This window comes from Streptomyces sp. NPDC018263 (assembly GCF_055562575.1).
In genome coordinates, this window is sequence record NZ_JBVHFA010000001.1 from 160,332 (window position 1) to 185,128 (window position 24,797).

Annotated in this window: 19 protein-coding genes; 3 read left to right on the forward strand and 16 right to left on the reverse strand. The window is 72.2% G+C overall.

The genetic code is table 11. From position 1 onward, the window contains the following. Positions 1–37: 37 nt before the first annotated feature. Positions 38–964, reverse strand: coding sequence for a proline dehydrogenase family protein (locus tag ACZ3HQ_RS00755; RefSeq protein ID WP_467506811.1), 927 nt, complete (start codon positions 962–964; stop codon positions 38–40). A 144-nt stretch (positions 965–1,108) separates the two neighbouring features. Here ACZ3HQ_RS00755 and ACZ3HQ_RS00760 point away from each other — a divergent pair, with 144 nt between their 5' ends. Then, positions 1,109–2,323, forward strand: coding sequence for a PucR family transcriptional regulator (locus ACZ3HQ_RS00760; protein WP_467506813.1), 1,215 nt, complete (start codon positions 1,109–1,111; stop codon positions 2,321–2,323). A gap of 156 nt (positions 2,324–2,479) precedes the next feature. On the opposite strand, the gene serA is transcribed toward ACZ3HQ_RS00760, so the two are convergent. The 6 genes from serA to ACZ3HQ_RS00790 form a co-directional block, all read right to left on the reverse strand. Beyond that, on the reverse strand, positions 2,480–4,081 hold the full coding sequence (gene serA, locus ACZ3HQ_RS00765) for a phosphoglycerate dehydrogenase (RefSeq protein ID WP_467506815.1): 1,602 nt from the start codon (positions 4,079–4,081) through the stop codon (positions 2,480–2,482). 184 nt (positions 4,082–4,265) lie between these two features. Next, the gene (gene ilvC / locus ACZ3HQ_RS00770) at positions 4,266–5,264 is read right to left on the reverse strand and encodes a ketol-acid reductoisomerase (protein WP_364816297.1); all 999 of its coding nucleotides are present in this window, start codon (positions 5,262–5,264) and stop codon (positions 4,266–4,268) included. Between the two features lie 111 nt (positions 5,265–5,375). Next, the gene (ilvN, locus tag ACZ3HQ_RS00775) at positions 5,376–5,900 is read right to left on the reverse strand and encodes an acetolactate synthase small subunit (RefSeq protein ID WP_161189469.1); all 525 of its coding nucleotides are present in this window, start codon (positions 5,898–5,900) and stop codon (positions 5,376–5,378) included. Between the two features lie 39 nt (positions 5,901–5,939). Further along, on the reverse strand, positions 5,940–7,790 hold the full coding sequence (locus ACZ3HQ_RS00780; RefSeq protein WP_467506817.1) for an acetolactate synthase large subunit: 1,851 nt from the start codon (positions 7,788–7,790) through the stop codon (positions 5,940–5,942). Between the two features lie 253 nt (positions 7,791–8,043). Beyond that, a complete protein-coding gene (locus ACZ3HQ_RS00785; RefSeq protein WP_467507946.1) occupies positions 8,044–11,043 on the reverse strand; it encodes a putative bifunctional diguanylate cyclase/phosphodiesterase in 3,000 nt (999 codons plus the stop codon). A 384-nt stretch (positions 11,044–11,427) separates the two neighbouring features. Further along, positions 11,428–12,372 (reverse strand): 2-hydroxyacid dehydrogenase, encoded by a 945-nt coding sequence (locus ACZ3HQ_RS00790; protein WP_467506819.1) that lies wholly within the window; start codon positions 12,370–12,372, stop codon positions 11,428–11,430. A gap of 74 nt (positions 12,373–12,446) precedes the next feature. On the opposite strand from ACZ3HQ_RS00790, the gene ACZ3HQ_RS00795 reads away from it, so the two are divergent. Together ACZ3HQ_RS00795 and ACZ3HQ_RS00800 are read left to right on the forward strand one after the other, a co-directional pair. After that, entirely contained in the window at positions 12,447–13,445 is a 999-nt protein-coding gene (locus tag ACZ3HQ_RS00795; RefSeq protein ID WP_467506821.1) for an aldo/keto reductase, read from the forward strand. 67 nt (positions 13,446–13,512) lie between these two features. Beyond that, entirely contained in the window at positions 13,513–14,664 is a 1,152-nt protein-coding gene (locus ACZ3HQ_RS00800) for a PQQ-dependent sugar dehydrogenase (protein ID WP_467506823.1), read from the forward strand. A gap of 34 nt (positions 14,665–14,698) precedes the next feature. Here the strand turns inward: ACZ3HQ_RS00800 and ACZ3HQ_RS00805 are convergent, their stop codons facing one another. The 9 genes from ACZ3HQ_RS00805 to ligA form a co-directional block, all read right to left on the reverse strand. After that, entirely contained in the window at positions 14,699–15,241 is a 543-nt protein-coding gene (locus tag ACZ3HQ_RS00805; protein WP_467506824.1) for a hypothetical protein, read from the reverse strand. A gap of 35 nt (positions 15,242–15,276) precedes the next feature. Beyond that, positions 15,277–15,849 carry a GNAT family N-acetyltransferase gene (locus ACZ3HQ_RS00810; RefSeq protein WP_467506826.1) on the reverse strand — a complete coding sequence of 191 codons (573 nt, stop codon included), beginning with the start codon at positions 15,847–15,849 and terminating at the stop codon, positions 15,277–15,279. A gap of 49 nt (positions 15,850–15,898) precedes the next feature. Beyond that, positions 15,899–16,288, reverse strand: coding sequence for a hypothetical protein (locus tag ACZ3HQ_RS00815; RefSeq protein ID WP_467506828.1), 390 nt, complete (start codon positions 16,286–16,288; stop codon positions 15,899–15,901). Positions 16,289–16,393: 105 nt separating this feature from the next. Beyond that, positions 16,394–17,908: an Asp-tRNA(Asn)/Glu-tRNA(Gln) amidotransferase subunit GatB gene (gene gatB, locus ACZ3HQ_RS00820; protein WP_467506830.1), complete on the reverse strand. Its 1,515-nt coding sequence runs from the start codon at positions 17,906–17,908 to the stop codon at positions 16,394–16,396. A 16-nt stretch (positions 17,909–17,924) separates the two neighbouring features. Continuing rightward, positions 17,925–18,164: a hypothetical protein gene (locus ACZ3HQ_RS00825; RefSeq protein ID WP_217461720.1), complete on the reverse strand. Its 240-nt coding sequence runs from the start codon at positions 18,162–18,164 to the stop codon at positions 17,925–17,927. Further along, entirely contained in the window at positions 18,161–19,654 is a 1,494-nt protein-coding gene (gene gatA / locus ACZ3HQ_RS00830) for an Asp-tRNA(Asn)/Glu-tRNA(Gln) amidotransferase subunit GatA (protein ID WP_467506832.1), read from the reverse strand. Before gatA ends, ACZ3HQ_RS00825 begins: the two co-directional genes overlap by 4 nt. Positions 19,655–19,660: 6 nt before the next feature. After that, on the reverse strand, positions 19,661–19,957 hold the full coding sequence (gene gatC, locus ACZ3HQ_RS00835; protein WP_018544665.1) for an Asp-tRNA(Asn)/Glu-tRNA(Gln) amidotransferase subunit GatC: 297 nt from the start codon (positions 19,955–19,957) through the stop codon (positions 19,661–19,663). A gap of 160 nt (positions 19,958–20,117) precedes the next feature. After that, positions 20,118–22,337 (reverse strand): putative bifunctional diguanylate cyclase/phosphodiesterase, encoded by a 2,220-nt coding sequence (locus ACZ3HQ_RS00840; RefSeq protein ID WP_467506833.1) that lies wholly within the window; start codon positions 22,335–22,337, stop codon positions 20,118–20,120. Positions 22,338–22,597: 260 nt separating this feature from the next. After that, complete coding sequence (gene ligA / locus ACZ3HQ_RS00845; RefSeq protein ID WP_467506835.1) at positions 22,598–24,793, reverse strand: NAD-dependent DNA ligase LigA; 2,196 nt, start codon at positions 24,791–24,793, stop codon at positions 22,598–22,600. Positions 24,794–24,797 lie beyond the last annotated feature (4 nt).

Here is a 24,797-nt window from a genome sequence, read left to right on the forward strand (position 1 = left end):
GAACCGTAACTCCTTTACGTTGAGCGGGTGTTCGGGCTCAGCCCTTGGTGATCATGCTGCGTACGAAGAACTGGAGGTTCGCCGGCTTCTCGGCGAGACGGCGCATGAAATAGCCGTACCAGTCGGTGCCGTAGGCGGTGTAGACACGCATGCGGTGCCCCTCGGCGGCCAGCCGCAGGTGCTCGTCGCCCCGGATGCCGTAGAGCATCTGGAACTCGTACTCGTCGAGCTTACGGCCCGCGCGGTGCGCGAGTTCCTGGGCGATGGAGATGAGGCGGGGGTCGTGGGACCCGATCATCGGGTACCCGTCGCCCTCCATCAGCGTCTTCAGCACGCGCACGTACGCCTTGTCGATCTCGTGCTTCTGCTGGTACGCGACCTCGGCGGGCTCCTTGTAGGCGCCCTTGACCAGGCGGACCCGGCTGCCGGCGGCGGCCAGGCGGCGGGCGTCGGCCTCGGTGCGGAACAGGTACGCCTGGATGACGCAGCCGGTGGCGGGGAAGTCCTTCCGCAGCTCCTCGTGGATGGCGAACATCGAGTCGAGGGTGGTGTGGTCCTCGGCGTCCAGGGTGACCGTGGTGCCGATGGCGGCGGCGGCCTCGACGACCGGGCGGACGTTGGCGAGGGCCAGCTCGTGGCCGCCCTCCAGCGCCTGGCCGAACATGGAGAGCTTGACGGACATCTCGACCCGCTCGCCCAGGTCGAGGTCCTTGAGGTGGTCGACCAGCGCGAGGTAGGCGTCGCGGGCGGCGGCGGCCTGCTCGGGGGTGGTGATGTCCTCGCCGACGACGTCCATGGTGAGCTGGAGGCCCTTGGCGGTCAGCTCCGCGATGATCGGGACGATGTCGTCCACGGTCTCGCCGGGGATGAACCGGTCGACGACCTGCTTGGTCACCGGGGCGGCCGAGATCAGACGACGCATCCGGTCGCTGCGCGAGGCGGCGAGAATCACGGGACCCAGCACGGGGCACCTCCACAACAAAAACACCGAAACGGCCGGGACCCGACGATTCGGGGACGGCACGGAGAACCACCGTGAAACCTAGGGATCTCTTCGATGGTGGGCCATCGACAGACGTCACGCATCCGATCACCGGTTCTCAGACAGATGTATGAAGCGGGCTCGGATATGCGGCAGAATGCCCGGGTGGCGGCCGATTACAGAGATGACTACCAGGAGCTGGTGGACGAGATCTCGGAGCTGCTGGGCGCCCCGGCGACCCTGGAGAACCGGGACTTCGAGCTGATCGCCTTCGGCGCGTACGACAGCGAGGGCGAGCTGGACCCCACCGCGCTGGACCCGGTGCGGGCCCGCTCGATCCTGACCCGGCGCTCGACCTCGGCGGTGCGGGCGTGGTTCGAGGGCTTCGGCATCACCCGCGCGACGGAACCGGTCCGCATCCCGCCCACCCCGGAGGCGGGCGTGTACCGGGGCCGGATCTGCCTGCCGGTACGCCATCGGGGTGTGGTGCTCGGCTATGTGTGGCTGCTGGACGACGACCCCGGCCCGAGCGACCCCCAGCTCACCGCCGCCATGCGGGTGACCGGGCGGATCGGCGCGCTGCTGGCCGACGAGGCGCGGGCAGGGGCCGGGCTCGGCCGGGAGCTGCGGGCGGTGCTCACGGCGGACGACGGCTGGCAGCGGGACATGGCCGTCACCGACCTGCGCACCGCGCTGGGCCCGCGCGCGGACGGCCCGCACACCGTGGTCTGCGTCGCCCCCTGGTTCTCCGCCGACCCCGACGACGCGCCCTCGGTGCGCACCGTCCCGCACGCCACCGCGCTGTGCACGGTGCCGTGGGGCGCGAGCGCACAGAGCCTCGCGGTGCTGGTGCGGCTGCGCAGTACGGAGGTGACCGCCCCGGCGCTGGTGACGGCCGCGCGGCTGGTCAAGGAGGCCGAGGGCGCCGTCGTCGGGGTGGGCGTCGGGGAACCCCGCGCGGGGCTGGCCGAGCTGGGCACGGTGTGGCTGGAGGCGTCGGCGGCGGCGCGGGCCGCGCTCGCGGAGCCGAGGTTCGCGCCGGTGGCCGAGTGGCGGGGCATCGGCCCGTACCGGCTGCTGTCCGCGCTGCCGCCGAGGTCGGTGCAGGACCCGGTGGCGGCGCCGCTGCTCTCCCCCGCCCACCAGGAGCTGGCCCGCACCGCCGAGGTCTACCTCGACTGCGCGGGCCAGGCCGGCCGGGCGGCGGCCGAACTCGGCATCCACCGCCAGACGCTCTACTACCGCCTGGGCCGCGTGGAACGCCTCACCGGCCTGGACCTGGACGACGGCGAGGACCGCCTCCTCCTCCACATGGCCCTGAAACGGGCCCGGCTGGGCTGAGCGTTCAGCTCTTGCGTACGCCCTCGACGACCTGGCGCAGCCCGCGGTGAGGACGTCCGCGTCCGGGACATCCACGCCCAGTGGAAGCGCTCCAGGGGGACAAACGCCGGAGCGCCGGGCCGCCCGCGAAGGGGCTGCCCGGCGCTCCGGTGTGTCTCAGACCAGGTTGACCGACCGGGCGGAGGTCGCCCCGATCTCCTCGGCCAGCTCGGTCAGCGTGGCCGGGGCGACCGTGTCGTCCACGGTCAGGACGGCCAGCGCCTCGCCGCCGGCCGCCGCGCGGGCGACCTGCATACCGGCGATGTTGATGCCCGCCTCACCGAGGACCCGGCCGACGGTGCCGACGACACCGGGACGGTCCTCGTAGCGCAGGACGACCATGTGCTCGGCCAGCGCGAGGTCCACGTCGTACTCACCGACCGCGACGATCTTCTGGACGTGCTTGGGGCCGGCCAGCGTGCCGGAGACCGACACCTCCTCGCCGCCCGCGAGGGTGCCGCGCACGGTGACCACGTTGCGGTGGTCGGCCGACTCGGAGCTGGTGGTGAGGCGGACCTCGACACCGCGCTCCTGCGCGAACAGCGGGGCGTTGACGTAGGAGACGGTCTCGTCCACCACGTCCTCGAACACGCCCTTGAGCGCGGAGAGTTCGAGCACCTTCACATCGTGCTGGGTGATCTCGCCGTACACCTCGACGTCGAGGCGGACCGCGACCTCGCCCGCCAGCGCGGTGAAGATGCGGCCGAGGCGCTCGGCCAGCGGCAGGCCCGGCTTCACGTCCTCGGCGATGACACCGCCCTGGACGTTGACCGCGTCCGGCACCAGCTCACCGGCGAGGGCGAGCCGCACCGAGCGGGCCACCGCGACGCCGGCCTTCTCCTGGGCCTCGTCGGTGGAGGCGCCCAGGTGCGGGGTGCAGACCACCTCGTCCAGCTCGAACAGCGGGGAGTCGGTGCACGGCTCCTTCGCGTACACGTCGAGCCCGGCGCCGGCGACCCGGCCCTCCTTCAGCGCCGCGTACAGCGCGGCCTCGTCGACGATGCCGCCGCGCGCGGCGTTGACGATGCGCACGGTCGGCTTGACCTTGCGCAGCGCCTCGTCACCGATCAGGCCGAGGGTCTCGGGGGTCTTGGGCAGGTGGACGGTGATGAAGTCGGAGACCTCCAGCAGCTCGTCCAGCGACAGCACCTTGACGCCCATCTGCGCGGCCCGAGCGGGCTGTACGTAGGGGTCGTAGGCGACCACCTTCATGCCGAAGGCGGACATCCGCTGGGCGACCAGGGCGCCGATACGGCCGAGGCCGACCACGCCGAGGGTCTTCTCGGCCAGTTCGACGCCGGTGTACTTGCTGCGCTTCCACTCGCCGTTCTTCAGGGCGGTGTTGGCCTGCGGGATGTTGCGCGCGCTGGCCACGAGCAGACCGCAGGCCAGCTCGGCGGCGGTGACGATGTTGGAGGTGGGGGCGTTGACGACCATCACGCCGGCCTTGGTGGCGGCGGAGACGTCGACGTTGTCCAGGCCGACGCCGGCTCGTGCGACGACCTTCAGCTTCTTGGCCGCGGCGATCGCCTCGGCGTCGACCTTGGTGGCGGAGCGGACGAGGATCGCGTCCACGTCGGCGATGGCGGGGAGCAGTTCTGCGCGGTCGGCTCCGTTGCAGTGCCGGATCTCGAAGTCCGGCCCGAGTGCGTCCACGGTGGCGGGCGACAGCTCTTCAGCGATGAGTACCGTGGCTTTTCGACTGGGGTACGAGCTCACGTGAGTCCTCACAAGTCCAATGCGGACGGCCGTCCCGACGGCCGCTGGCGGTGGAGGGGTGCTAGCCGCGTGGAAGACGCACGACACTGTGGGCCTGACGCGTTTGTTGTGCAGCAGTGTAGTGGCGCGGCGGCCGGGCGGGCGGCACCCCGCCAGGGGGCGCCGCCGCCGGCCGCCATGAGGCTCACGCCTCTTCGTCGACCCAGGACATCAGCTTGCGCAGCTTCTTGCCCGTGGTCTCCAGCAGGTGCTCGGAGTCCTGCTTCTTGTACTCGTCGTACTTCTTCAGGCCGCCGTGGTACTCGTCCATCCAGTTCTTGGCGAAGGAGCCGTCCTGGATCTCGGCGAGGACCTTCTTCATCTCCGCCTTGGTGGCGTCGGTGACGATGCGCGGGCCCGTGACGTAGTCGCCCCACTCGGCGGTCTCGGAGATGGACCAGCGCATCTTCTCCAGGCCGCCCTCGTACATGAGGTCCACGATCAGCTTCAGCTCGTGCAGGCACTCGAAGTAGGCGATCTCCGGCTGGTAGCCGGCCTCGGTCAGCGTTTCGAAGCCCGCCTTGACCAGGGCGGCGGTGCCGCCGCAGAGCACGGCCTGCTCACCGAACAGGTCCGTCTCGGTCTCCTCGGTGAAGGTGGTCTTGATGACACCGGCACGGGTGCCGCCGATGGCCTTGGCGTACGACAGGGCCAGCGGGAAGGCGTTGCCGGAGGCGTCCTGCTCGACCGCGACGATGCAGGGCACGCCGCGCCCCTCCTCGTACTGGCGGCGGACCAGGTGGCCGGGGCCCTTGGGGGCGACCATGCAGACGTCGACCTCGGCCGGGGGCTTGATGAAGCCGAACCGGATGTTGAAGCCGTGGCCGAAGAACAGCGCGTCGCCGTCCTTCAGGTTCGGGGCGATGGACTCCTCGTAGACCTGGGCCTGGAGCGGGTCCGGGACCAGGATCATGATGACGTCGGCCTCGGCGGCGGCCTCGGCCGCGGTGACCACGCGCAGGCCCTGCTCCTCGGCCTTGGCGCGGGACTTGGAGGTCTCGGGCAGACCGACGCGGACGTCGACGCCCGAGTCCCGCAGCGACAGGGCGTGGGCGTGGCCCTGGCTGCCGTAGCCGATGACCGCGACCTTGCGGCCCTGGATGATGGACAGGTCGGCGTCGGCGTCGTAGAACAGCTCGGCCACTGGTTCTCTCCTTGAGGTGCGGGTGCTGCGCCCCACCGTATTGCGGCGGGGGGACGGAAGGTTTCGGGGTCTCGGCATCCGGTCGCCCTCGGAAGGCGGCCGGGCCGGGGGTCACGCGGTGCGGTCGAGGGCGCGCAGGGAGCGGTCGGTGATGGAGCGGGAGCCGCGTCCGATCGCGATGGTGCCGGACTGCACCAGCTCCTTGATGCCGAAGGGCTCCAGCATCTTCAGCATCGCGGACAGCTTGTCGCCGGAGCCGGTGGCCTCGATGGTGACGGCCTCCGGGGAGACGTCGACGGTCTTGGCGCGGAACAACTGGACGATCTCCACGATCTGCGACCGGGTCTCGTTGTCCGCGCGCACCTTCACCAGAACGAGTTCACGCTGGACGGCCTGTCCGGGTTCCAGTTCGACGATCTTCAGCACGTTGACGAGCTTGTTGAGCTGCTTGGTCACCTGTTCCAGCGGCAGGTCCTCGACGTTCACCACGATGGTGATGCGGGAGATGTCGGCGTGCTCGGTGACGCCCACCGCGAGCGAGTCGATGTTGAAGCCGCGCCGGGAGAAGAGGGCGGCGATGCGGGCGAGGATGCCCGGTGTGTTCTCCACCAGGACGGAGAGCGTGTGCTTGGACATGTCGTGGTCTCTCTCGGTCTCTCTCGCTCGTGTCCTCGGTCAGTCCAGGTCGCTGTCGCCGAAGTCGGGGCGCACGCCCCGCGCGGCCATGACCTCGTCGTTGGAGGTCCCGGCGGCGACCATCGGCCACACCATGGCGTCCTCGTGGACGATGAAGTCGACGACCACCGGACGGTCGTTGACCGCGTTGGCCTCCTCGATGACCTTGTCCAGGTCCTCGGGGCGCTCGCAGCGGATGGAGTGGCAGCCCATCGCCTCGGCCAGCTTCACGAAGTCGGGGACGCGGGTGCCGGCGCTGGGGCCGGTCGGTCCGTCGGGGCCGGAGTGCAGCACGGTGTTGGAGTAGCGCTGGTTGTAGAACAGCGTCTGCCACTGGCGGACCATGCCGAGGGCGCCGTTGTTGATGATGGCGACCTTGATCGGGATGTTGTTCAGGGCGCAGGTGGTCAGCTCCTGATTGGTCATCTGGAAGCAGCCGTCGCCGTCGATCGCCCAGACCGTACGGCCGGGCTGTCCGGCCTTGGCGCCCATCGCGGCCGGGACCGCGTACCCCATGGTTCCGGCGCCGCCGGAGTTGAGCCAGGTCGCGGGCTTCTCGTACTGGATGAAGTGGGCGGCCCACATCTGGTGCTGGCCGACGCCCGCCGCGAAGATCGTGTCGTCCGGGGCGAGCTGCCCGATGCGCTCGATGACCGCCTGCGGGGAGAGCGAGCCGTCCTCGGGGGTCTCGTAGCCGAGCGGGTAGGTCTCCCGCCAGCGGTTCAGGTCGCTCCACCAGGCGGTGTGGTCGCCCCGGTGGCCCTCGCTGTGCTCCTTCTGCACGGCCTGGATCAGGTCGGCGAGCACCTCGCGGGCGTCACCCACGATCGGCACGTCGGCCTCGCGGTTCTTGCCGATCTCGGCCGGGTCGATGTCGGCGTGCACGATCTTGGCGTACGGCGCGAAGCTGTCCAGCTTGCCGGTGACGCGGTCGTCGAAGCGGGCGCCGAGGGCGACGATCAGGTCGGCCTTCTGCAGCGCGGTGACGGCGGTGACCGAGCCGTGCATGCCGGGCATGCCCACGTGCTGCGGGTGGCTGTCGGGGAAGGCGCCCAGTGCCATCAGGGTGGTGGTGACGGGGGCGCCGGTCAGCTCGGCGAGCACCTTCAGCTCGGCGGTGGCGCCGGCCTTGAGCACGCCGCCGCCGACGTAGAGGACGGGACGGCGGGCGCTGGTGATGAGCTTGGCGGCCTCGCGGATCTGCTTGGCGTGCGGCTTGGTCACCGGGCGGTAGCCGGGCAGGTCGGTCTGGGGCGGCCAGGAGAAGGTCGTCCGCGTCTGGAGCACGTCCTTGGGGATGTCGACCAGGACCGGGCCGGGGCGGCCGGTGGAGGCGATGTGGAACGCCTCCGCGATCGTCCTCGGGATGTCCTCGGCCCTGGTCACCAGGAAGCTGTGCTTGGTGATCGGCATGGAGATGCCGACGATGTCCGCCTCCTGGAAGGCGTCCGTGCCGATCGCCTTGGAGACGACCTGGCCGGTGATGGCGACCAGCGGCACCGAGTCCATGTTCGCGTCGGCGATCGGGGTGACCAGGTTGGTGGCACCGGGGCCCGAAGTCGCCATGCAGACACCGACCTTGCCGGTGGCCTGCGCGTACCCCGTGGCCGCGTGCCCCGCGCCCTGCTCGTGCCGGACCAGCACATGACGCACCCGGGTGGAGTCCATCAGCGGGTCGTAGGCGGGAAGGATCGTGCCCCCGGGAATGCCGAATACGGTGTCGACCCCGACCTCCTCGAGCGAGCGGATGAGGGACTGCGCACCCGTGACGTGCTCGACGGGGGCGGAGTGCTGTCCTCCGGATCGGGGCCGCGGCTGCGGATGGTGGGCCCCGGTGGCCTGCTCGGTCATCGTCATTCTCTTCTCGAGCTTGAGGGTTTGCGAGGTTCGGGCGGTGTGGGTGCGGAGCGGGGGGGGCCGCACGAGGGTCACTCGTGCAACAAAAAACCCCTCGTGCCGCTAGGCAAGCGAGGGGAGCGCGTCGGTGAGGGTGCTGGGATTTCCGGACGGTGTCCGGTCGAGCCCCAGGTCAGCCGACGCGCTTTCCAAGTACGAGAATTCGGGTGCGCATGGCACTGACCCTCCCCCCGGCGCGCACCGTGTGTCAAGTGGGTGGGACAGCCGTCTCATCATGTGAGCGGAGTGCCGTCCCGCCGAAGACGGTGGACCGGGTCCCGGAGTAGAGCCCGGCGCCCTTCCCGGCGAAGACCGGCTCGGCGGGGGCGTGCGGCACCGGGAAGCGGCCGGAGGCGAGCGCCCGGCGCAGCCGGTACTCGTCCACCGGCCCGGCGAACGCCATGCCCTGGCCGTGGGTGCAGCCCATGGCGCGCAGCGCGACCACCTGTTCCGGCAGGTCCACGCCCTCGGCGACGGTCTGGAGGCCGAGGTCGCCCGCGATGCGCAGCAGCCCGCTGGTGATCTTGTGCAGCCGGGCGGACTCCACGACGCCCTCGATCAGCCCGCGGTCGAGCTTGAGGATGTCCACGGGGAGTCTGCGCAGCGCCGTGATGGCCGCCTGGCCGCTGCCGAAGCCGTCGAGCGCGATCCGTACCCCGAGGCGGCTGAGCGCGGTCAGACGGCGCTCCAGCTCGTCCTGGGAGATCCGGGGGTCGGTGCCGGACAGTTCGATGATCAGCGCGCCGGGCGGCAGTCCGTGCCGGGTCAGCAGCGCCTCGATGGAGCCCAGCGGCAGCGAGCGGTCCAGCAGCCGCCGGGCGCTCATCCGCACCGACACCGGGACGACGAGGCCGCCCGCGGCGCGCTCGGCGGCCTGCTCGACGGCTTCCTGGAGTATCCAGCGCTCCAGCTCCGCCGTACGGTCGCCGTCCTCGGCCACCCGCAGGAACTCGGCCGGGGTGAACAGCACGCCCTGGGCCGAGCGCCAGCGCGCGTGGGTGGCGACCGAGGCGATCCGGCCGCCGTTGAGGCAGACCACCGGCTGGTGCAGCAGCGCGAACTCGCCCTCGTGCAGCGCGGCCCGCAGCCGCCCGGCCAGCTCGGCCTTGCGGACCACGTCCTGCTGCATCTGCGGCTTGTACAGCTCCACCCGGCCCTTGCCGCCGGCCTTGGCCCGGTACATCGCCAGGTCGGCGTTGCGCAGCAACTCGCCCGCGCCGAGACCGGGTTCGGCGAAGGCGACGCCGATGGAGGCGTTGACCCGGACATCGTTGCCGTCGATGGCGTACGGCTGGGAGAGGGTGAGCCGGAGCCGGTCGGCCAGCTCCAGTATGTGCCGCTCGCGGGCGGCGCGGTCGCGGGTGCCGTCGCCGGTGATCAGGGCCGCGAATTCGTCCCCGCCGAGCCGGGAGGCGGTGTCCCCCTGGCGTACGGAGTCCTGGAGTCTGCGCGCGGCCTGGATCAGCAGCTCGTCCCCGGCCTGGTGGCCGATGGTGTCGTTGACGGCCTTGAAGCCGTCGAGGTCGATGAAGAGCACGGCGGTGCCGCGCAGGGCGGCGCCCCGGTCGGTGGACCGGCGCCCGGACAGGGCCTGCTGGACGCGCCGGGTGAACAGCGCGCGGTTGGGCAGGTCGGTGAGCGGGTCGTGCTCGGCGTTGTGCTGGAGCTGGGCCTGGAGCCGTACCCGCTCGGTCACGTCCCGGCTGTTGAAGATCAGCCCGCCGTGGTGCCGGTTGACGGTGGACTCCACGTTGAGCCAGCCGCCCCCGCCGGAGCGGAAGCGGCACTCGATGCGGGTGGTGGGTTCGGCCAGCGGGTCGGCGGCCAGGAAGCGGCGCACCTCGTGCACCACGCAGCCCAGGTCCTCGGGGTGGATCAGCGCGGCCAGTTCGGTGCCGATCAGGGCCTCGGCGCTGCTGCCGTAGACCCCGGCGGCGGCCGGGGAGACGTAGCGCAGGACGCCGTTGGGCGCGGCGATCATGATGACGTCGCTGGAGCCCTGCACCAGGGAGCGGAAGTGGTTCTCCTTCTGCGCCAGTTCCTGGGTGAGGGTGATGTTGTCCAGCAGCATGATGCCCTGCCGGATGACGAGCGCCAGCACCACGGCGCCCGCGGTGATCAGCACCACGTGGTCGGGCCGGCGCCCGTTGAGCACGTTGTACAGGATGCCCAGCGTGCAGACGGCGGCGGCGAGGTACGGGGTGAGGGCGGCCAGCGAGCCGGTGAGCGGCCGTCCGGACGGGTACCGGTGGCCCTCGGTGCCCGGCGGGTGCGGCTGCGCGGTGGACGGAACACGCTGGCCCGGCACGCGCTCGTGCGCGCGGCGGGTCTCGGACGCGCCCCCGTCGCCCTCGCGCCCCCTGGGTGCGGCCCAGGGGGCGTAGGCGAGCAGCAGGGAGCCCGCGAACCAGCCCGCGTCCAGCAGTTGCCCGGAGCGGTAACTGCTGTGCAGCAGCGGGGAGGTGAAGAGCGCGTCGCACATCACGGTGAGCGCGAGGGCGCCGATCGCGGTGTTGACGGCGGTGCGGTTGCCCGGGCTGCGCCGGAAGTGCAGCGCGAGCACCATGCTGACCAGGACGATGTCGAGCAGCGGGTAGGCCAGCGAGAGGGCGGTGTGCTCGACGCTCGGGCCGTCGATCCGGGCGGTCTGGGCGAGCGCCAGGCTCCAGGAGAGGGTGAGCAGCGAACCGCCGATGAGCCAGGCGTCCAGCGTGAGGCAGATCCAGCCGGCCCGGCTCACCGGGCGTTTGGCGAGGACCAGCAGGCCCACGATGGCGGGCGGCGCGAAGCAGAGGAAGAACAGGTCGGCGTAGCTGGGGCTCGGTACGGGGCGTTCGAGGACGACCTCGTACCACCCCCAGACCGCGTTGCCCAGGGCGGCCATCGCGGAGGAGAGGGCGAAGAGCAGCCAGGCGGGGCGGAAGCGGACGCGGCGGGTGCGGGCGTAGAGGAAGCAGGAGACGGCGGCGGTGCCGGCCGCCGCGCTGAGCCCGAAGTCACCCATGAACAGCGCGAGTTGCCCATTGCCCCAGTCGAAGGCGGAGCCGACGGCGTAGGCCGCGCAGATCAGGGCGAGGGCGAGCTGCTGGGTCAGCCGCGATCCGTCGCCGGCCGCTGCCGGTGGCCGGGTGGGGGGCGTGCGGACGGCCTGCTGCGGCGCGCGGGGCGCCCCTTCGAGCGCGGTCGTGGTCACCGGCGGCGCGTTCACCGCGCCCTCCCGGTGCGGCTCGCGCCGGTGACCCTCGGGGGCCGGTGCGGATGCCTGTGCCGGGCGCCCGGCCGGGGGTGCAGGGCGTGCCGGCTCATCGGCCGCTCGCGCCTGCGCGCGGTCGTGCGCCAGGGTCGCCGTCGGCGGCTCCGCCGCGTCGGATCGTTCGTCCATAGGCCGTGCATCGCCCGTCGCCCCCCTCACAGAGCTGAAATGTTCGTCCCCGGCGCCGATCGGTCGGCGGCGCACCCCTGTCGGGACGATACACCAGGATCGTCACTCAGGGACATAGCTTCTCTACTCTCCGTGACGACCAGCGACTATGCGGGCACACACCGCGCCCGGAGGGTCGCGGAGGGTGCCCGACAAGCGGCGCCGAGCGGCTCACGCCCCGGTGGTGAGGACCACGTGGCGCAGTGGCTCATGGTTCACGAACCGGGTCAACTGGTCCACCAGGAGCCGCTCGGCGCGCGGCCGGAACGCCGAACTCGGGCCGCCCACATGCGGGGTGATCAGTACGCCCGGCGCCCGCCACAACGGGTGCCCCGGCGGCAGCGGTTCGGGGTCGGTCACATCGAGCGCTGCCGTGAGGCGCCCGCTCTCCACCTCGCCGAGCAGGGCGCCGGTGTCGACCACCGCTCCGCGCGCGATGTTCACCAGCAGGGCGCCGTCCTTCATGCGGGCGAGGAAGGCGGCGTCCACCAGGCCCCGCGTCTCGTCGGTGAGGGGTGTCGCGAGGATCACCACGTCCGCGTCCGGGAGCAGTCGGGGAAGTTCGGTGAGCGGATGCACGACCCCGCGCGCGGTGGTGCGCCCGGAGCGCGCCACCCGGGTCACGCGCTCCACTTCGAAGGGCGCGAGCCGGTCCTCGATGGCGGAACCGATGGCGCCGTAGCCGAGGATGAGCACGTTCCGGTCGGCCAGAGCGGGCCGGAACTCCCCTTGCCAGCGCCCCTCCTCCTGCGCCCGCACGAACCCCGGAATCCCGCGCAGCGAGGCCAGCGTGAGGGTGAGGGCCAGCTCGGCGGTGCTGGTGTCGTGGACGCCGCGGGCGTTGCAGAGCCGCACACCGGGGGCGATCAGGCCGAGGTTGCCGGTGATGTCGTCCACGCCCGCGGTGAGCGTCTGGATCACCTGGAGCCCCGTCATCGCCTTCAGCGGGCGCACCTTCACGGGCTCGCGCCGCATGTACGGCACCACGTACACCGCGCACTCGGCCGGATCACCGGGGAACTCCCGCTGCTCCCCGTCCCAGAACAGGTAGTTCGGCCCCTCGGGGAGCCCCTTGATCTCCTCGGGCGGGAGCGGCAGCCAGACGTCTCGGGTCATGGTCAGGAGGCTAGTTCAGGCAGCGGGGACGCAGACGTTAGGTTGGGAGCCTCGGCAAGGAAGGGTCGCGGCAGGTGGAGCGCAGGAGGATCGGCACGGGGGCGCTCTCGGTGGGGGCCGTGGGGCTCGGGTGCATGCCGATGAGCTGGGCGTACAGCGGGTCGCGGCAGCGGGGCGAGGAGTCGCTGAGGGCCGTGCACCGGGCACTGGACCTCGGGTCGGACCTGCTGGACACGGCCGACATGTACGGCCCGTTCACCAATGAGCTGCTGCTCGGCCGGGTGCTGAAGGAGCGGCGCGCGGACGCCTTCGTGTCGACCAAGGCCGGGCTGCTGGTGGGCGATCAGCACATCGTGGCCAACGGGCGCCCCGGCTATGTGAAGCGGGCCTGCGACGCCTCGCTGCGCCGTCTCCAGACCGATGTGATCGACCTGTACCAACTGCACCGCGCCGACCCTGAGGTCCCGGTCGAGGAGACCTGGGGCGCGATGGCGGACCTGGTGCGGGCCGGGAAGGTACGGGCGCTGGGCCTGTGCGCGGTCGGCGCGCGCGGCGGCCGCCGCCCGGGGTCCGGGCTGTACGACGGCACGCTGCGCCAGTTGCGGCGGGTGCAGCAGGTGTTCCCGGTGAGCGCGGTGCAGGCGGAGCTGTCGGTGTGGTCGCCGGAGGCGCTGACCGCGCTGCTGCCCTGGTGCGCGGAGCGGGGCATCGGCTTCCTCGCGGCGATGCCGCTGGGGAACGGTTTCCTCACCGGGACCCTCACCCCCGGCGAGGGTTTCGAACCGGACGATCTGCGCGCCCGCCACCCCCGTTTCACGGCCGAGATGATGGCGGCCAACCAGCCCCTGGTGGCCGGGCTCCGGCGCGTCGCGCGGCGGCACGGCGAGGACGTCACCCCGGCGCAGGTGGCGCTGGCCTGGGTGCTGGCCCAGGGACCGCAGGTCATCGCGCTGCCGGGCACCAAGCGGGAGCGCTGGGCGCGGGAGAACGCGGCGGCGGCCGCGCTGCGGCTGACCCCCGAGGACCTCGCCGAGGTGGCCGCGCTGCCCCCGGCGCTGGGATCGTGGGACTGAACCGGGGACGCGCACGGTGCGCGTCTGGTGGGGTAGCAGTGTCGGTGCGACCCCTTCCGGAGGGACCATGACCGTGCGAAGCCGAACCGTGCCCGCCGTACTCGCCGCGACCGCGCTGCTGCTGGCCGCGGGCTGCTCCTCGGACGGGGGTGCCGGGCGGGGATCGCCCTCCAGAGGCACGGTGACCGCCACGGCGCAGTCACCCTCCGAGACCGCCCCGCCGGCCAAGGGCTCGGTGAAGGTGCTGCGGACGGTGGCCGAGGGCCTGAGGAGCCCGTGGGGGCTGGCCCCGCTGCCCGACGGGAACCTGCTGGTCTCCTCGCGCGACGACGCCACCCTGACCCGGATCGACGCCGAGACCGGCAAGAAGACGGTGGTGGGCCGGATCTCCGGGGTCGAGCCCGCCGGTGAGGGCGGCCTGCTGGGCATCGCCCTCTCCCCCGGCTTCGCCTCGGACCACATGGTCTACGCCTGCTTCACCTCCGCCTCCGACAACCGCGTCGTCCGCGTCCGGTACGACGAGAAGCGGGCGCCCGGTGATCAACTGGGCGCCCCGGACACGGTGTTCAAGGGCATCCCCAAGGGCCACATCCACAACGGCGGCCGGATCGCCTTCGGCCCCGACGGCATGCTGTACATCGGCACCGGCGAGGGCGGCGACAGCGGGCTGGCCCCCGACAAGAAGTCACTCGGCGGGAAGATCCTCCGGATCACCCCGGAGGGCGAGCCCGCGCCGGGCAACCCCCTCGGCCGCTCCCCGGTGTACTCCTGGGGCCACCGCAATGTGCAGGGCCTCGCCTGGGACGCCCGACAGCGGCTGTTCGCCTCGGAGTTCGGGCAGGACACCTGGGACGAGCTGAACGCGATCAAGCCGGGCGGCGACTACGGCTGGCCCGGCACCGAGGGCAAGGGCACCGACCCGCGCTACCAGAATCCGCTGGCCCAGTGGCACACCGACGACGCGTCCCCGAGCGGTATCGCCTACGTGGACGGCGTGATCTGGATGGCCGGGCTCCGGGGCGAGCGCCTGTGGCGCGTCCCGCTGCGCTCGACCTCGGCGTCGGCCCCGCCGCAGGCGTTCCTGGACGGCGAGTACGGCCGGCTGCGCACGGTGGCCCCGGCGGGGAAGGACCGGCTGTGGCTGCTGACCAGCAACACCGACGGCCGGGGCGAGCCGGAGAAGGGCGACGACCGGCTGCTGGAGCTGCGGGTCCGCTGACGGGGGCGGTGCGGCACCGCCCCCGCTCGTACGGTCAGCCCGCCGAGGGCAGGCCGAGCAGCGCGTCGGAGTACTTCAGCGCGGCCAGCAGCAGGCCGATGACGCCGAGCGCGACACCGCCCCACGCGACCGACTTGATCCAGGGGGCCTGCGGGCGGCCCGGCGCGCCGAACGCGGGGCGGACGAGCACGGCCACGCCCACGACCAGCGCGGCCACCGCGAAGAGGCCGGCCCACAGGGCGGTGGCGTGCCAGGCGTCGCCGTAGACCGCCTTGATCTGCTGGGCGACTCCCGCCTGGGACGAGGTCTTGAGCTGGCCCATGAGCTGGGCGCGGGCCGAGGCGACGGTGCCGATCCAGCCGCCGTTGAGCGAGACCAGGCCGAGCGCGGCGGACACCACGGCACCGGCGCCCTGGCCGACCCCGGACGCGCGGCGCGGCTCGGTGGCGGCCGTCTCCTCGCCGGTCTCCTGCTGCTCGGGTGCCTGGGCTTCCTCGGTCACGGCGGCCTCCGCCACCGTCTCGTCGTGCTGTGCGCCGGTCTCGGTCCCGGCGCCTTCCGCTGTCTTCGTAGCCATGCCCGGCACCGTACGGACGGAGTCTGAGAGGCGCCTTAACGCCCGTGCGCTGGGGCTTGGCGGGCCGCGCGCCACTCGGGGGCCAGCACCGCCCAGACCTCGGTGTCGGTGCGCACGCCCCGGTGCGGGTAGTTCTCGCGGAGCACGCCCTCGCGGCTCATGCCCAGGCGCCGGGCCACATTGACGCTGGGCTGGTTGCCGGGGGCCACATGCCACTCCACACGGTGCATGCCGCGCTCGCCGAAGGCCCAGTCGAGCAGGATCTCCATCCCCCGCGTGACCAGCCCGCGCCCGCCCGCCCCGGGGACGAGCCAGCAGCCGGCCTCGGCGACACCGGTCTCGTTGTCCCACAGCCGGAACATCAGGCCGCCGACCAGGGTGCCGTCCAGCCAGATGCCGTGCAGGCTTCCGGTGTCGGTGGCGCGCTTGTCGGCGTACCGCTTGAGGAAGGCGCGGGCGCCGTCGAGGTCGGGGACCACGTCCGGCAGGCCGACGTGGCGGCCGATGAACTCGCGCTCGGCGTCGATATTGGCGAAGAACTCCGGCGCGTGCCAGACCTCCATCGGGCGCAGTTCGGCGCCGTCCACGCCCAGTGGTGTCGCGTACATCGTGCTGTGGTCCCTTCCCCGCGGTCCGGTGGCCGAGCCTTTCACGGGCTCAGTCGAACTGGTCACCGAGGGCCATGATCATCGTCCCGGCGATCAGCAGCCAGAGGGCCCGGCGGGTGCGGCCGCGGGCGCCGAGGACGGCGGCGGCCGTGCAGACGGCGGCGCCGGTGGCGTACGCGGCGGGGACCAGGGCGGGGGCGGGACCGGTCAGGCGGAGCAGGGCGGCGGCGACCCCGGCGAGAGTGAGGAGGCCGCCGGTGCCGGTGGCGAGCCGGCGGGCGTGGCGGGCCTCCTCGTAGTACTCGGCGTACTCGGCGTACTCGGCGTACTCGGCTTCGTCTTCGTCTTCGGCTTCGGCTTCGTGCCGTATGACGGGCTCCGCCCGTTCCGCCTCCTCGGCCTCGGCGGGTCCGGCGACGGAATCGGTACGTCCACTCATGGCGGGCGAGCGTAGCGCCTCCGCCTCGGGTGCCTCGTCGCGGCCCCCGGAAACGACCGTGGCCCCGGAGGACTTCACCTCCGGGGCCACGTCTCGGCGCGGGACTCAGCCCTCGCTCACGCCCAGCCGGTCCAGGATCAGCTCCTTGACGCGGGCGGCGTCGGCCTGGCCACGGGTGGCCTTCATGACCGCGCCGACCAGCGCGCCGGCCGCCGCGACCTTGCCGCCGCGGATCTTGTCCGCGATGGCCGGGTTGCCGGCGATGGCCTCGTCAACGGCGGTGGTCAGCGCACCCTCGTCGGAGACGACCTTCAGGCCGCGCTTCTCCACGACCTCGTCCGGCGTGCCCTCACCAGCGAGGACGCCCTCGATGACCTGGCGGGCCAGCTTGTCGTTCAGGTCGCCGGAGTTCACCAGCTCGGTGACCCGCGCGACCTGCGCCGGCGTGATCGCCAGCTCGTCCAGCGCCTTCTGGGACTCGTTGGCGCTGCGCGCCAGCTCGCCCATCCACCACTTGCGGGCGGAGGCCGCGTCGGCACCGGCGTCGATGGTGGCGACGATCAGGTCCAGCGCACCGGCGTTGGTGATCGACTGCATGTCGGTGGCCGAGATGCCCCACTCCGCCAGCAGGCGGGTACGGCGGGCCAGCGGCAGCTCGGGCAGCGCGGCGCGGATCTTCTCGACCCACTCGCGCGAGGGCGCCACCGGGACGAGGTCGGGCTCCGGGAAGTACCGGTAGTCCTCGGCCTCCTCCTTCACGCGGCCCGAGGTCGTGGACCCCGTGTCCTCGTGGAAGTGGCGGGTCTCCTGGACGATCGTGCCGCCGCCGTCGAGCACGGCCGCGTGGCGCATGATCTCGAAGCGGGCGGCGCGCTCGACCGAGCGCAGCGAGTTGACGTTCTTCGTCTCGGAGCGCGTGCCGAACTTGTCCCGGCCGTGCGGGCGCAGCGACAGGTTCACGTCGCAGCGCATCTGGCCCATCTCCATCCGCGCCTCGGAGACTCCGAGGGCCCGGATGACCTCGCGCAGCTCGCGGACGTAGGCACGCGCGACCTCGGGGGCCCGCTCGCCCGCGCCCTCGATGGGCTTGGTGACGATCTCGATGAGCGGGATGCCGGCGCGGTTGTAGTCCAGCAGGGAGTGGGACGCGCCGTGAATACGGCCGGTGGCGCCGCCGACGTGCGTCGACTTGCCGGTGTCCTCCTCCATGTGGGCGCGCTCGATCTCCACGCGGAAGGTGTCACCGTCCTCCAACTGCACGTCGAGGTAACCGTCGAAGGCGATCGGCTCGTCGTACTGGGAGGTCTGGAAGTTCTTCGGCATGTCCGGATAGAAGTAGTTCTTCCGGGCGAAGCGGCACCACTCGGCGATCGAGCAGTTCAGCGCGAGGCCGATCTTGATCGCGGACTCGACGCCGGTCGCGTTGACGACCGGGAGCGCGCCGGGCAGGCCGAGGCAGACCGGGCAGGTCTGCGAGTTGGGCTCGGCGCCCAGCTCGGTCGAACAGCCGCAGAACATCTTGGTGTGGGTGCCGAGTTCGACATGGACCTCAAGGCCCATGACGGGGTCGTACGACGACAGCGCGTCCTCGTACGACACCAGGTCGGTCGTGGTGGTCACGGTGAAAACTTCCCTCTCAGCCCAGCAGGACGTCGTCGTCGCCCAGCCGCTTCAGCTCGCGGTAGAGGATGGCGAGGCCGGTGACGATGGCGACGGCGGACGCGGCGGCGTCGATCAGGCGCAGGGTGTCGCGCTCCGACCGGGCCTTCTTGATCTGCTTGGCCACGCCGACCGCGCTGAACGCGGTGCCGGCCATGGACAGGTACGTGCCGGACCTCGACTGCTTGAAGCCCTTGGCCTTGTTCAGTGCGCTCACAGCGACGGTGCCTCCTCGATCAACGGGTGACCCCACTTTTCCACGAAGGCGGCCTCGACGGCGGCGCCGACCTTGTACAGCCTGTCGTCCTTCAGCGCCGGGGCGATGATCTGGAGGCCCACCGGGAGGTTGTCCTCCGGGGCGAGACCGCACGGCAGCGACATGGCCGCGTTGCCCGCGAGGTTCGTCGGGATGGTGCACAGGTCCGCGAGGTACATCGCCATCGGGTCGTCGGCGCGCTCGCCGATCGGGAAGGCGGTGGTCGGCGTCGTCGGGGAGACGATCACGTCGACCTTCTCGAACGCCTTCTCGAACTCCTGCGTGATGAGGGTGCGGACCTTCTGCGCGGAGCCGTAGTAGGCGTCGTAGTAGCCGCTGGAGAGGGCGTACGTGCCCAGCATGATGCGGCGCTTGACCTCGGCGCCGAAGCCGGCCTCACGGGTGAGCGAGGTGACCTCCTCGGCCGAGTGGGTGCCGTCGTCGCCGACGCGGCGGCCGTAGCGCAGGCCGTCGAAGCGGGCGAGGTTGGACGAGCACTCGGACGGCGCGATCAGGTAGTACGCCGACAGCGCGAGGTCGAAGGACGGGCAGTCCAGCTCGACGATCTCGGCGCCCAGCTCCTTCAGCAGCTCGACGGACTCGTCGAAGCGCTGGAGGACACCGGCCTGGTAGCCCTCGCCGCGGAACTGCTTGACGACGCCGACCCGCATCCCCGCCACCGAGCCGTTGCGCGCGGCCTCGACGACCGGCGGTACGGGGGCGTCGATGGAGGTGGAGTCCAGCGGGTCGTGGCCCGCGATGACCTCGTGCAGCAGGGCCGTGTCCAGCACCGTGCGGGCGCAGGGGCCGCCCTGGTCCAGGGAGGAGGAGAAGGCGACCATGCCGTAGCGGGAGACCGAGCCGTAGGTCGGCTTGACGCCGACGGTGCCGGTGACGGCGGCCGGCTGGCGGATGGAGCCGCCGGTGTCGGTGCCGATGGCGAGCGGGGCCTCGTAGGCGGCGAGCGCGGCGGCGGAACCGCCACCGGAGCCGCCGGGGATCTTGGTGAGGTCCCAGGGGTTGCCGGTCGGGCCGTAGGCGCTGCTCTCGGTGGAGGACCCCATGGCGAACTCGTCCATGTTGGTCTTGCCGAGGATGACCACGTCGGCGGCCTTCAGCCGCTTGGTGAGCGTCGCGTCGTACGGCGGGAGCCAGCCTTCGAGGATCTTCGAGCCGACCGTGGTCGGCACGCCCTCGGTGGTGAAGATGTCCTTCAGCGCGACCGGGACGCCGGCCAGCGGGCCGAGCTTCTCGCCGCGGGCGCGCTTGGCGTCCACGGCGCGCGCCTGGGCGAGGGCGCCCTCGCGGTCGACGTGCAGGAAGGCGTGCACCTTCTCGTCGACGGCTTCGATGCGCGCCAGGTGTGCCTCGGTCACCTCGACGGCCGTCAGCTCGCCGGAGGCGATCTTCTCGGCGGTCTCGGCGGCCGTGAGCTTGATGATGTCGGTCATGACTTCTTAGTCCTCCCCCAGGATCTGCGGCACCTTGAAACGCTGCTGCTCCTGGGCGGGGGCGCCGGAGAGCGCCTGCGCGGGGGTGAGCGAGGGACGGACCTCGTCCGCCCGCATGACGTTCGTCAGCGGGAGCGGGTGCGAGGTCGGCGGTACGTCTTGGTCGGCGACCTCGCTGACGCGGGCGACCGCGCCGATGATGTCGTCGAGCTGGCCGGCGAAGTGGTCGAGCTCTTCGGGCTTCAGCTCCAGACGCGCCAGCCGGGCGAGGTGGGCGACCTCCTCGCGCGTGATGCCAGGCATGCAGCGATCCTCTGGGGTGAGTGAGTGTGGTTTGGCCCCAATCCTATGGGGCGGGGGCCGGTCACCGTTAAACGGTTTCCCCACGGGCCCCCGGCCAAGGGCCCCGCGGCCCGGCGTGGTGATCGTCAGGGGGAAACGTTCCCCCGGCCTGAGCCGGGGGCTACTCCCCCGCCGGCAGGGCCGCGCGGGGCCGCTGCCAGCCGCGGGAGCCGCGGGCCTGGAGCCAGGCCGTGGTCTCCTCGGGCGGCATCGCGGCGGCCACCAGCCACCCCTGTACGGCGTCGCAGCGCAGGTCGCGCAGGTGCTCCCAGGTCTCGTCGTCCTCCACGCCCTCGGCGACGACCACCAGGCCGAGCGAATGCGCGAGGTCGACCGTGCAGCGCACGATCGCCGCGTCCTCGGCGTCGACCGCGAGCCGGGCGACGAAGGAGCGGTCGATCTTCAGTTCGCTGACCGGCAGCCGGCGCAGGTGGACCAGGGACGAGTAGCCGGTGCCGAAGTCGTCCAGGGACATCTTCACGCCGTGTCCGGCGAGCGCGGCCAGGGTGTCGGCGGCCCGCTGGGGGTCCTCCAGCAGCACGTGCTCGGTGATCTCCAGTTGCAGCGCCCCCGCCGGGACCCCGTGCCGGGCCAGCCGGGCGGCGACGGAGCCGGCGAAGCCGGGGCTGTGCACGTCGCGCGGGGAGACGTTCACCGCGACCGGCACCCGGAGCCCCTGCTCGCGCCAGCGGGCGACCTGCGCGAGGGCGGTCTCCAGCACGTACTCGGTGAGGTGCGGCATCAGCCCGGAGGACTCGGCTATCGCTATGAACTCGTCCGGCGGGACCTTGCCCCGCTCCGGGTGCACCCAGCGCACCAGGGCCTCCAGGCCGGCCACCTGGCCGTCGAAGCGGACCTTGGGCTGGTAGTGCAACTGGACCTCGCGGGCGTCCAGCGCCCGGCGCAGATCGCCCAGCAGGGCGAGCCGGTCGGGGGTGTTGGAGTCCCGCTTGGACTCGTACGCCTCCACGCCGGAGCGGTCCCGCTTGGCCTGGTACATCGCCACGTCCGCGCGGCGCAGCATGCCCTCGGCGTCCAGCGCGTGGTCGGGGAAGACGGCGACGCCCGCGCTGGCCTCCAGCACGAGCGTGAGTCCGTCGAGGTCGAGGGGCGAGCCGAGCGCGGTGACCAGCCCGCGCGCGACCCGGGTGGCCGACGTGGTGGAGTCGGCCACCGGCAGTAAGACGGCGAACTCGTCCCCGCCGAGGCGCGCGGCCTCCGCTCCGTCCGGGAGGGCGTTCTGGAGCCGGTCCGCGATCTGCAACAGCAGCCGGTCACCGGCGAGATGGCCGAGCGTGTCGTTGACCGACCGGAAGCGGTCGAGGTCTATCAGCATCAACGCCGAGCGGGCGCCGATGCGTTCGGCGTCGTCCAGCGCGGTCCAGATCCGCTCCAGCAGCCACTGCCGGTTGGGCAGCCCGGTCAGCGGGTCGCGCAACTGCTCCTCCGCGCGGGCCCGCGCCATCCACAGGGTGGAGTCCAGCGCGATCAGCGGGATGACGAACAGCGGCAGCAGCACCGGCCGGGCGTCCGCGACCACGCACACCAGCGGCGCGATGCCGAGCAGCGCGACGGCGACGAGGCCCTGCCGGACCAGCGCGGTCCGGGCGACGGTGGGCACCCCGCCCCCGCGCGGGGCGTGCAGGTACCAGAGCAGACCCCGGCTGACGACGAGGTAGGCGCCCGCGGCGAGCATCACCTCGGGGACGGTGCCGAGTCCCCAACTGCCCGGCCGCCAGGGCTCCTCCACGCTGCCCACCCGGCCGAAGGCGCCGAGCACCAGGGCACCGGCGCCGATGGCGAGGATGTCCACCGCGCCGTGCAGCAGGCCCTCGCGGCGGCAGTTGCGCCGGGCGGCGCCGACCAGGACGACGACGGTGAGGCTGACCAGTCCGGCCGGGACCCAGCCGTACAGCAGCAGGGTGGCCAGGGTGAGGGCGGCGCCGGAGGCGGTGCCGCCGCCCCAGCGGGCCCGGCCCAGCATGACGAGATGGCCGACGACGAGCCCGGTGAGCAGCGCCAGTGCCCACCCGGCCGTACCGGCGGGGAAGAGCGCGTGGCCACCGCTGAAGGCGCCGTAGAGCCCGGCGCCCAGCGCGAGCGCGGCCGCCCCGGCGAGGGCGGCGGGCAACGTGGGTATCCGTACGCGCCCTTGGCCGCCCGGCTGCGAGGAGAGATCGGCGGCGAGGACCACTGCCGCGTGCGGATCGGCGCCGTCGGCGCCGGAGTCGGGTCCCGCGCGGTCCTTGCCGTGTCCGGTCCACCGGTTCCCCCGCCACGCGCCCGCGCGGCGGCGCAGGCGCAGCCGTGAGCCGGGGGCGGCGCTCTCGGTCGGTTCCATTCCCGTCCCTCTCACAGCCGGCGGTGCCCACGCCACGCGCCCCAGGCCCCGAAGACCCTCGGCGGCTCGGCGGTGGAAAGCCCTTCCCCGTGCCGGCTGTCGGGCACGGGGATGCACCGGCCGCGGCTGGGCACGGCGGGCGCACCCCTCAACAGTAGGCCGCGGAGGGCTTCCTCGGGCAGCGGTCGTGGACGGTCGCCCGAATGCGTACGGGCCACCCGTATGCATCTGATATGCGCCGTACGGGTGGCCTTCAACCGCTACTCCCCGGTCGGAAGCGCGACTTCCGCCGCCGCCTCGGGTCCGCGCTCCAGCAGGACGGTGAATCCGTCCTCGTCCAGCACCGGCACCTTGAGCTGCATCGCCTTGTCGTACTTGGAGCCGGGGTTGTCGCCGACGACCACGAACGAGGTCTTCTTGGAGACGGAACCGGTCACCTTCGCGCCCCGGCTCTGCAGCGCGTCCTTGGCGCCGTCACGGGTGAAGTTCTCCAGCGTGCCGGTGACGACGACGGTCATCCCCTCCAGCGGGCGCGGCCCCTCGTCCTCGTCCCCGGCCGCCTCCTCCAGCGGGACCCCGGCCGCCTTCCACTTGCGCACGATCTCGCGGTGCCAGTCCTCGGCGAACCACTCCTTGAGCGCGGCCGCGATGATCGGGCCCACCCCGTCGGTGGCGGCCAGTTCCTCCTCGGTGGCCGCCTCGATGCGGTCGACGGACCGGAACTCGCGGGCCAGCGCCTGTGCGGCGACGGGGCCGACGTGCCGGATGGACAGGCCGTTGATGAACCGGGCCAGCGGACGCTGCTTGGCGGCCTCGATGTGCTCCAGCAGGGAGAGGGTGTTCTTCTTCGGCTCGCCCTTCTGGTTGGCGAAGACGGTGACGACCTTCTCCTCGCCGGTCTTCGGGTCGCGCTTGGGCAGCCCGCTGTCGGGGTCCAGCACATGGGCCTTGATGGGCAGCAGCTTCTCCACCGTGAGATCGAACAGGTCGCCCTCGTCCACCAGCGGCGGGTCGGCGGGCTCCAGCGGCCGGGTGAGCGCGGCGGCGGCGACCCCGCCGAAGTGCTCGATGTCCAGGCACTCGCGGCCCGCGAGGTAGGCGACCCGCTCGCGCAACTGGGCCGGACAGGTACGGCCGTTGGGGCAGCGGAGGTCGATGTCGCCCTCCTTCATGGGCCGCAGCGGGGTGCCGCACTCGGGGCACTCGCCCGGCATCACGAACTCCCGCTCGCTGCCGTCCCGGAGGTCGGCGACGGGCCCGAGGATCTCCGGGATGACGTCACCGGCCTTGCGCAGCACCACGGTGTCCCCGATGAGCACGCCCTTGGCCTTGACGACCTCCTGGTTGTGCAGGGTGGCGAACTCGACCTCGCTGCCCGCCACCGTGACCGGCTCGACCTGGGCGTAGGGGGTGACGCGGCCGGTGCGGCCGACGCCGACCTTGATGTCGATCAGCTTGGTGTTGACCTCCTCCGGCGCGTACTTGTACGCGATGGCCCAGCGCGGGGCGCGCGCGGTGGAGCCGAGCCGGCCCTGGAGGCGGATCTCGTCGAGCTTGACGACGACGCCGTCGATCTCGTGGTCCACGGAGTGCCGGTGCTCGCCGTAGTACGCGATGAACTCCCGTACCCCGTCGAGGCCGTCGACCACGCGGTTGTGCGGGGAGGTGGGCAGGCCCCAGGTCTTCAGCAGCTCGTACGCCTCGGACAGCCGGGTCAGGCCGCTGAAGCCCTCGTGGGCGCCGATGCCGTGGACGACCATGTGCAGCGGGCGGCTCGCGGTGACGCGGGGGTCCTTCTGGCGGAGCGAACCGGCCGCCGCGTTACGGGGGTTGGCGAAGGGCTTCTCCCCGGCGGCGACCAGACGCTCGTTCAGTTCGAGGAACTTGTCCATCGGGAAGTAGACCTCGCCGCGGATCTCCACGAGGTCGGGCACGTTGTCGCCCCGGAGGCGGTCGGGGATGTCGGTGATGGTGCGGACGTTGGGCGTGATGTCCTCACCGGTGCGGCCGTCGCCGCGGGTGGCGGCGCGGGTGAGGCGGCCGTGCTCGTAGGTGAGGTTGACGGCGAGTCCGTCGACCTTCAGCTCGCACAGGAAGTGGTAGGTCTGGTCGCCGAGTTCACGGGCGATGCGGTCGGCCCAGGCGGCGAGTTCCTCGTCGTTGAAGGTGTTGTCCAGGGACAGCATCCGCTCGCGGTGCGCGACCGCGGTGAACTCGGTCTCGTAGGACCCGGCGACCTTCTGGGTGGGCGAGTCCGGGGTGCGCAGCTCCGGGAACTCCTCCTCCAGGGCCTCCAGGGACTTCAGGAGCTGGTCGAACTCCGCGTCGCTGATGACGGGAGCGTCCTTCACGTAGTACCGGAAGCGGTGCTCCTCGACCTGCTCCGCGAGCCGCCCGTGCCTCTCGCGCGCCTCGGCGGGCACCGCCGTCGTCGCCGCTTGCTTGTCGCCGGCCACCGTA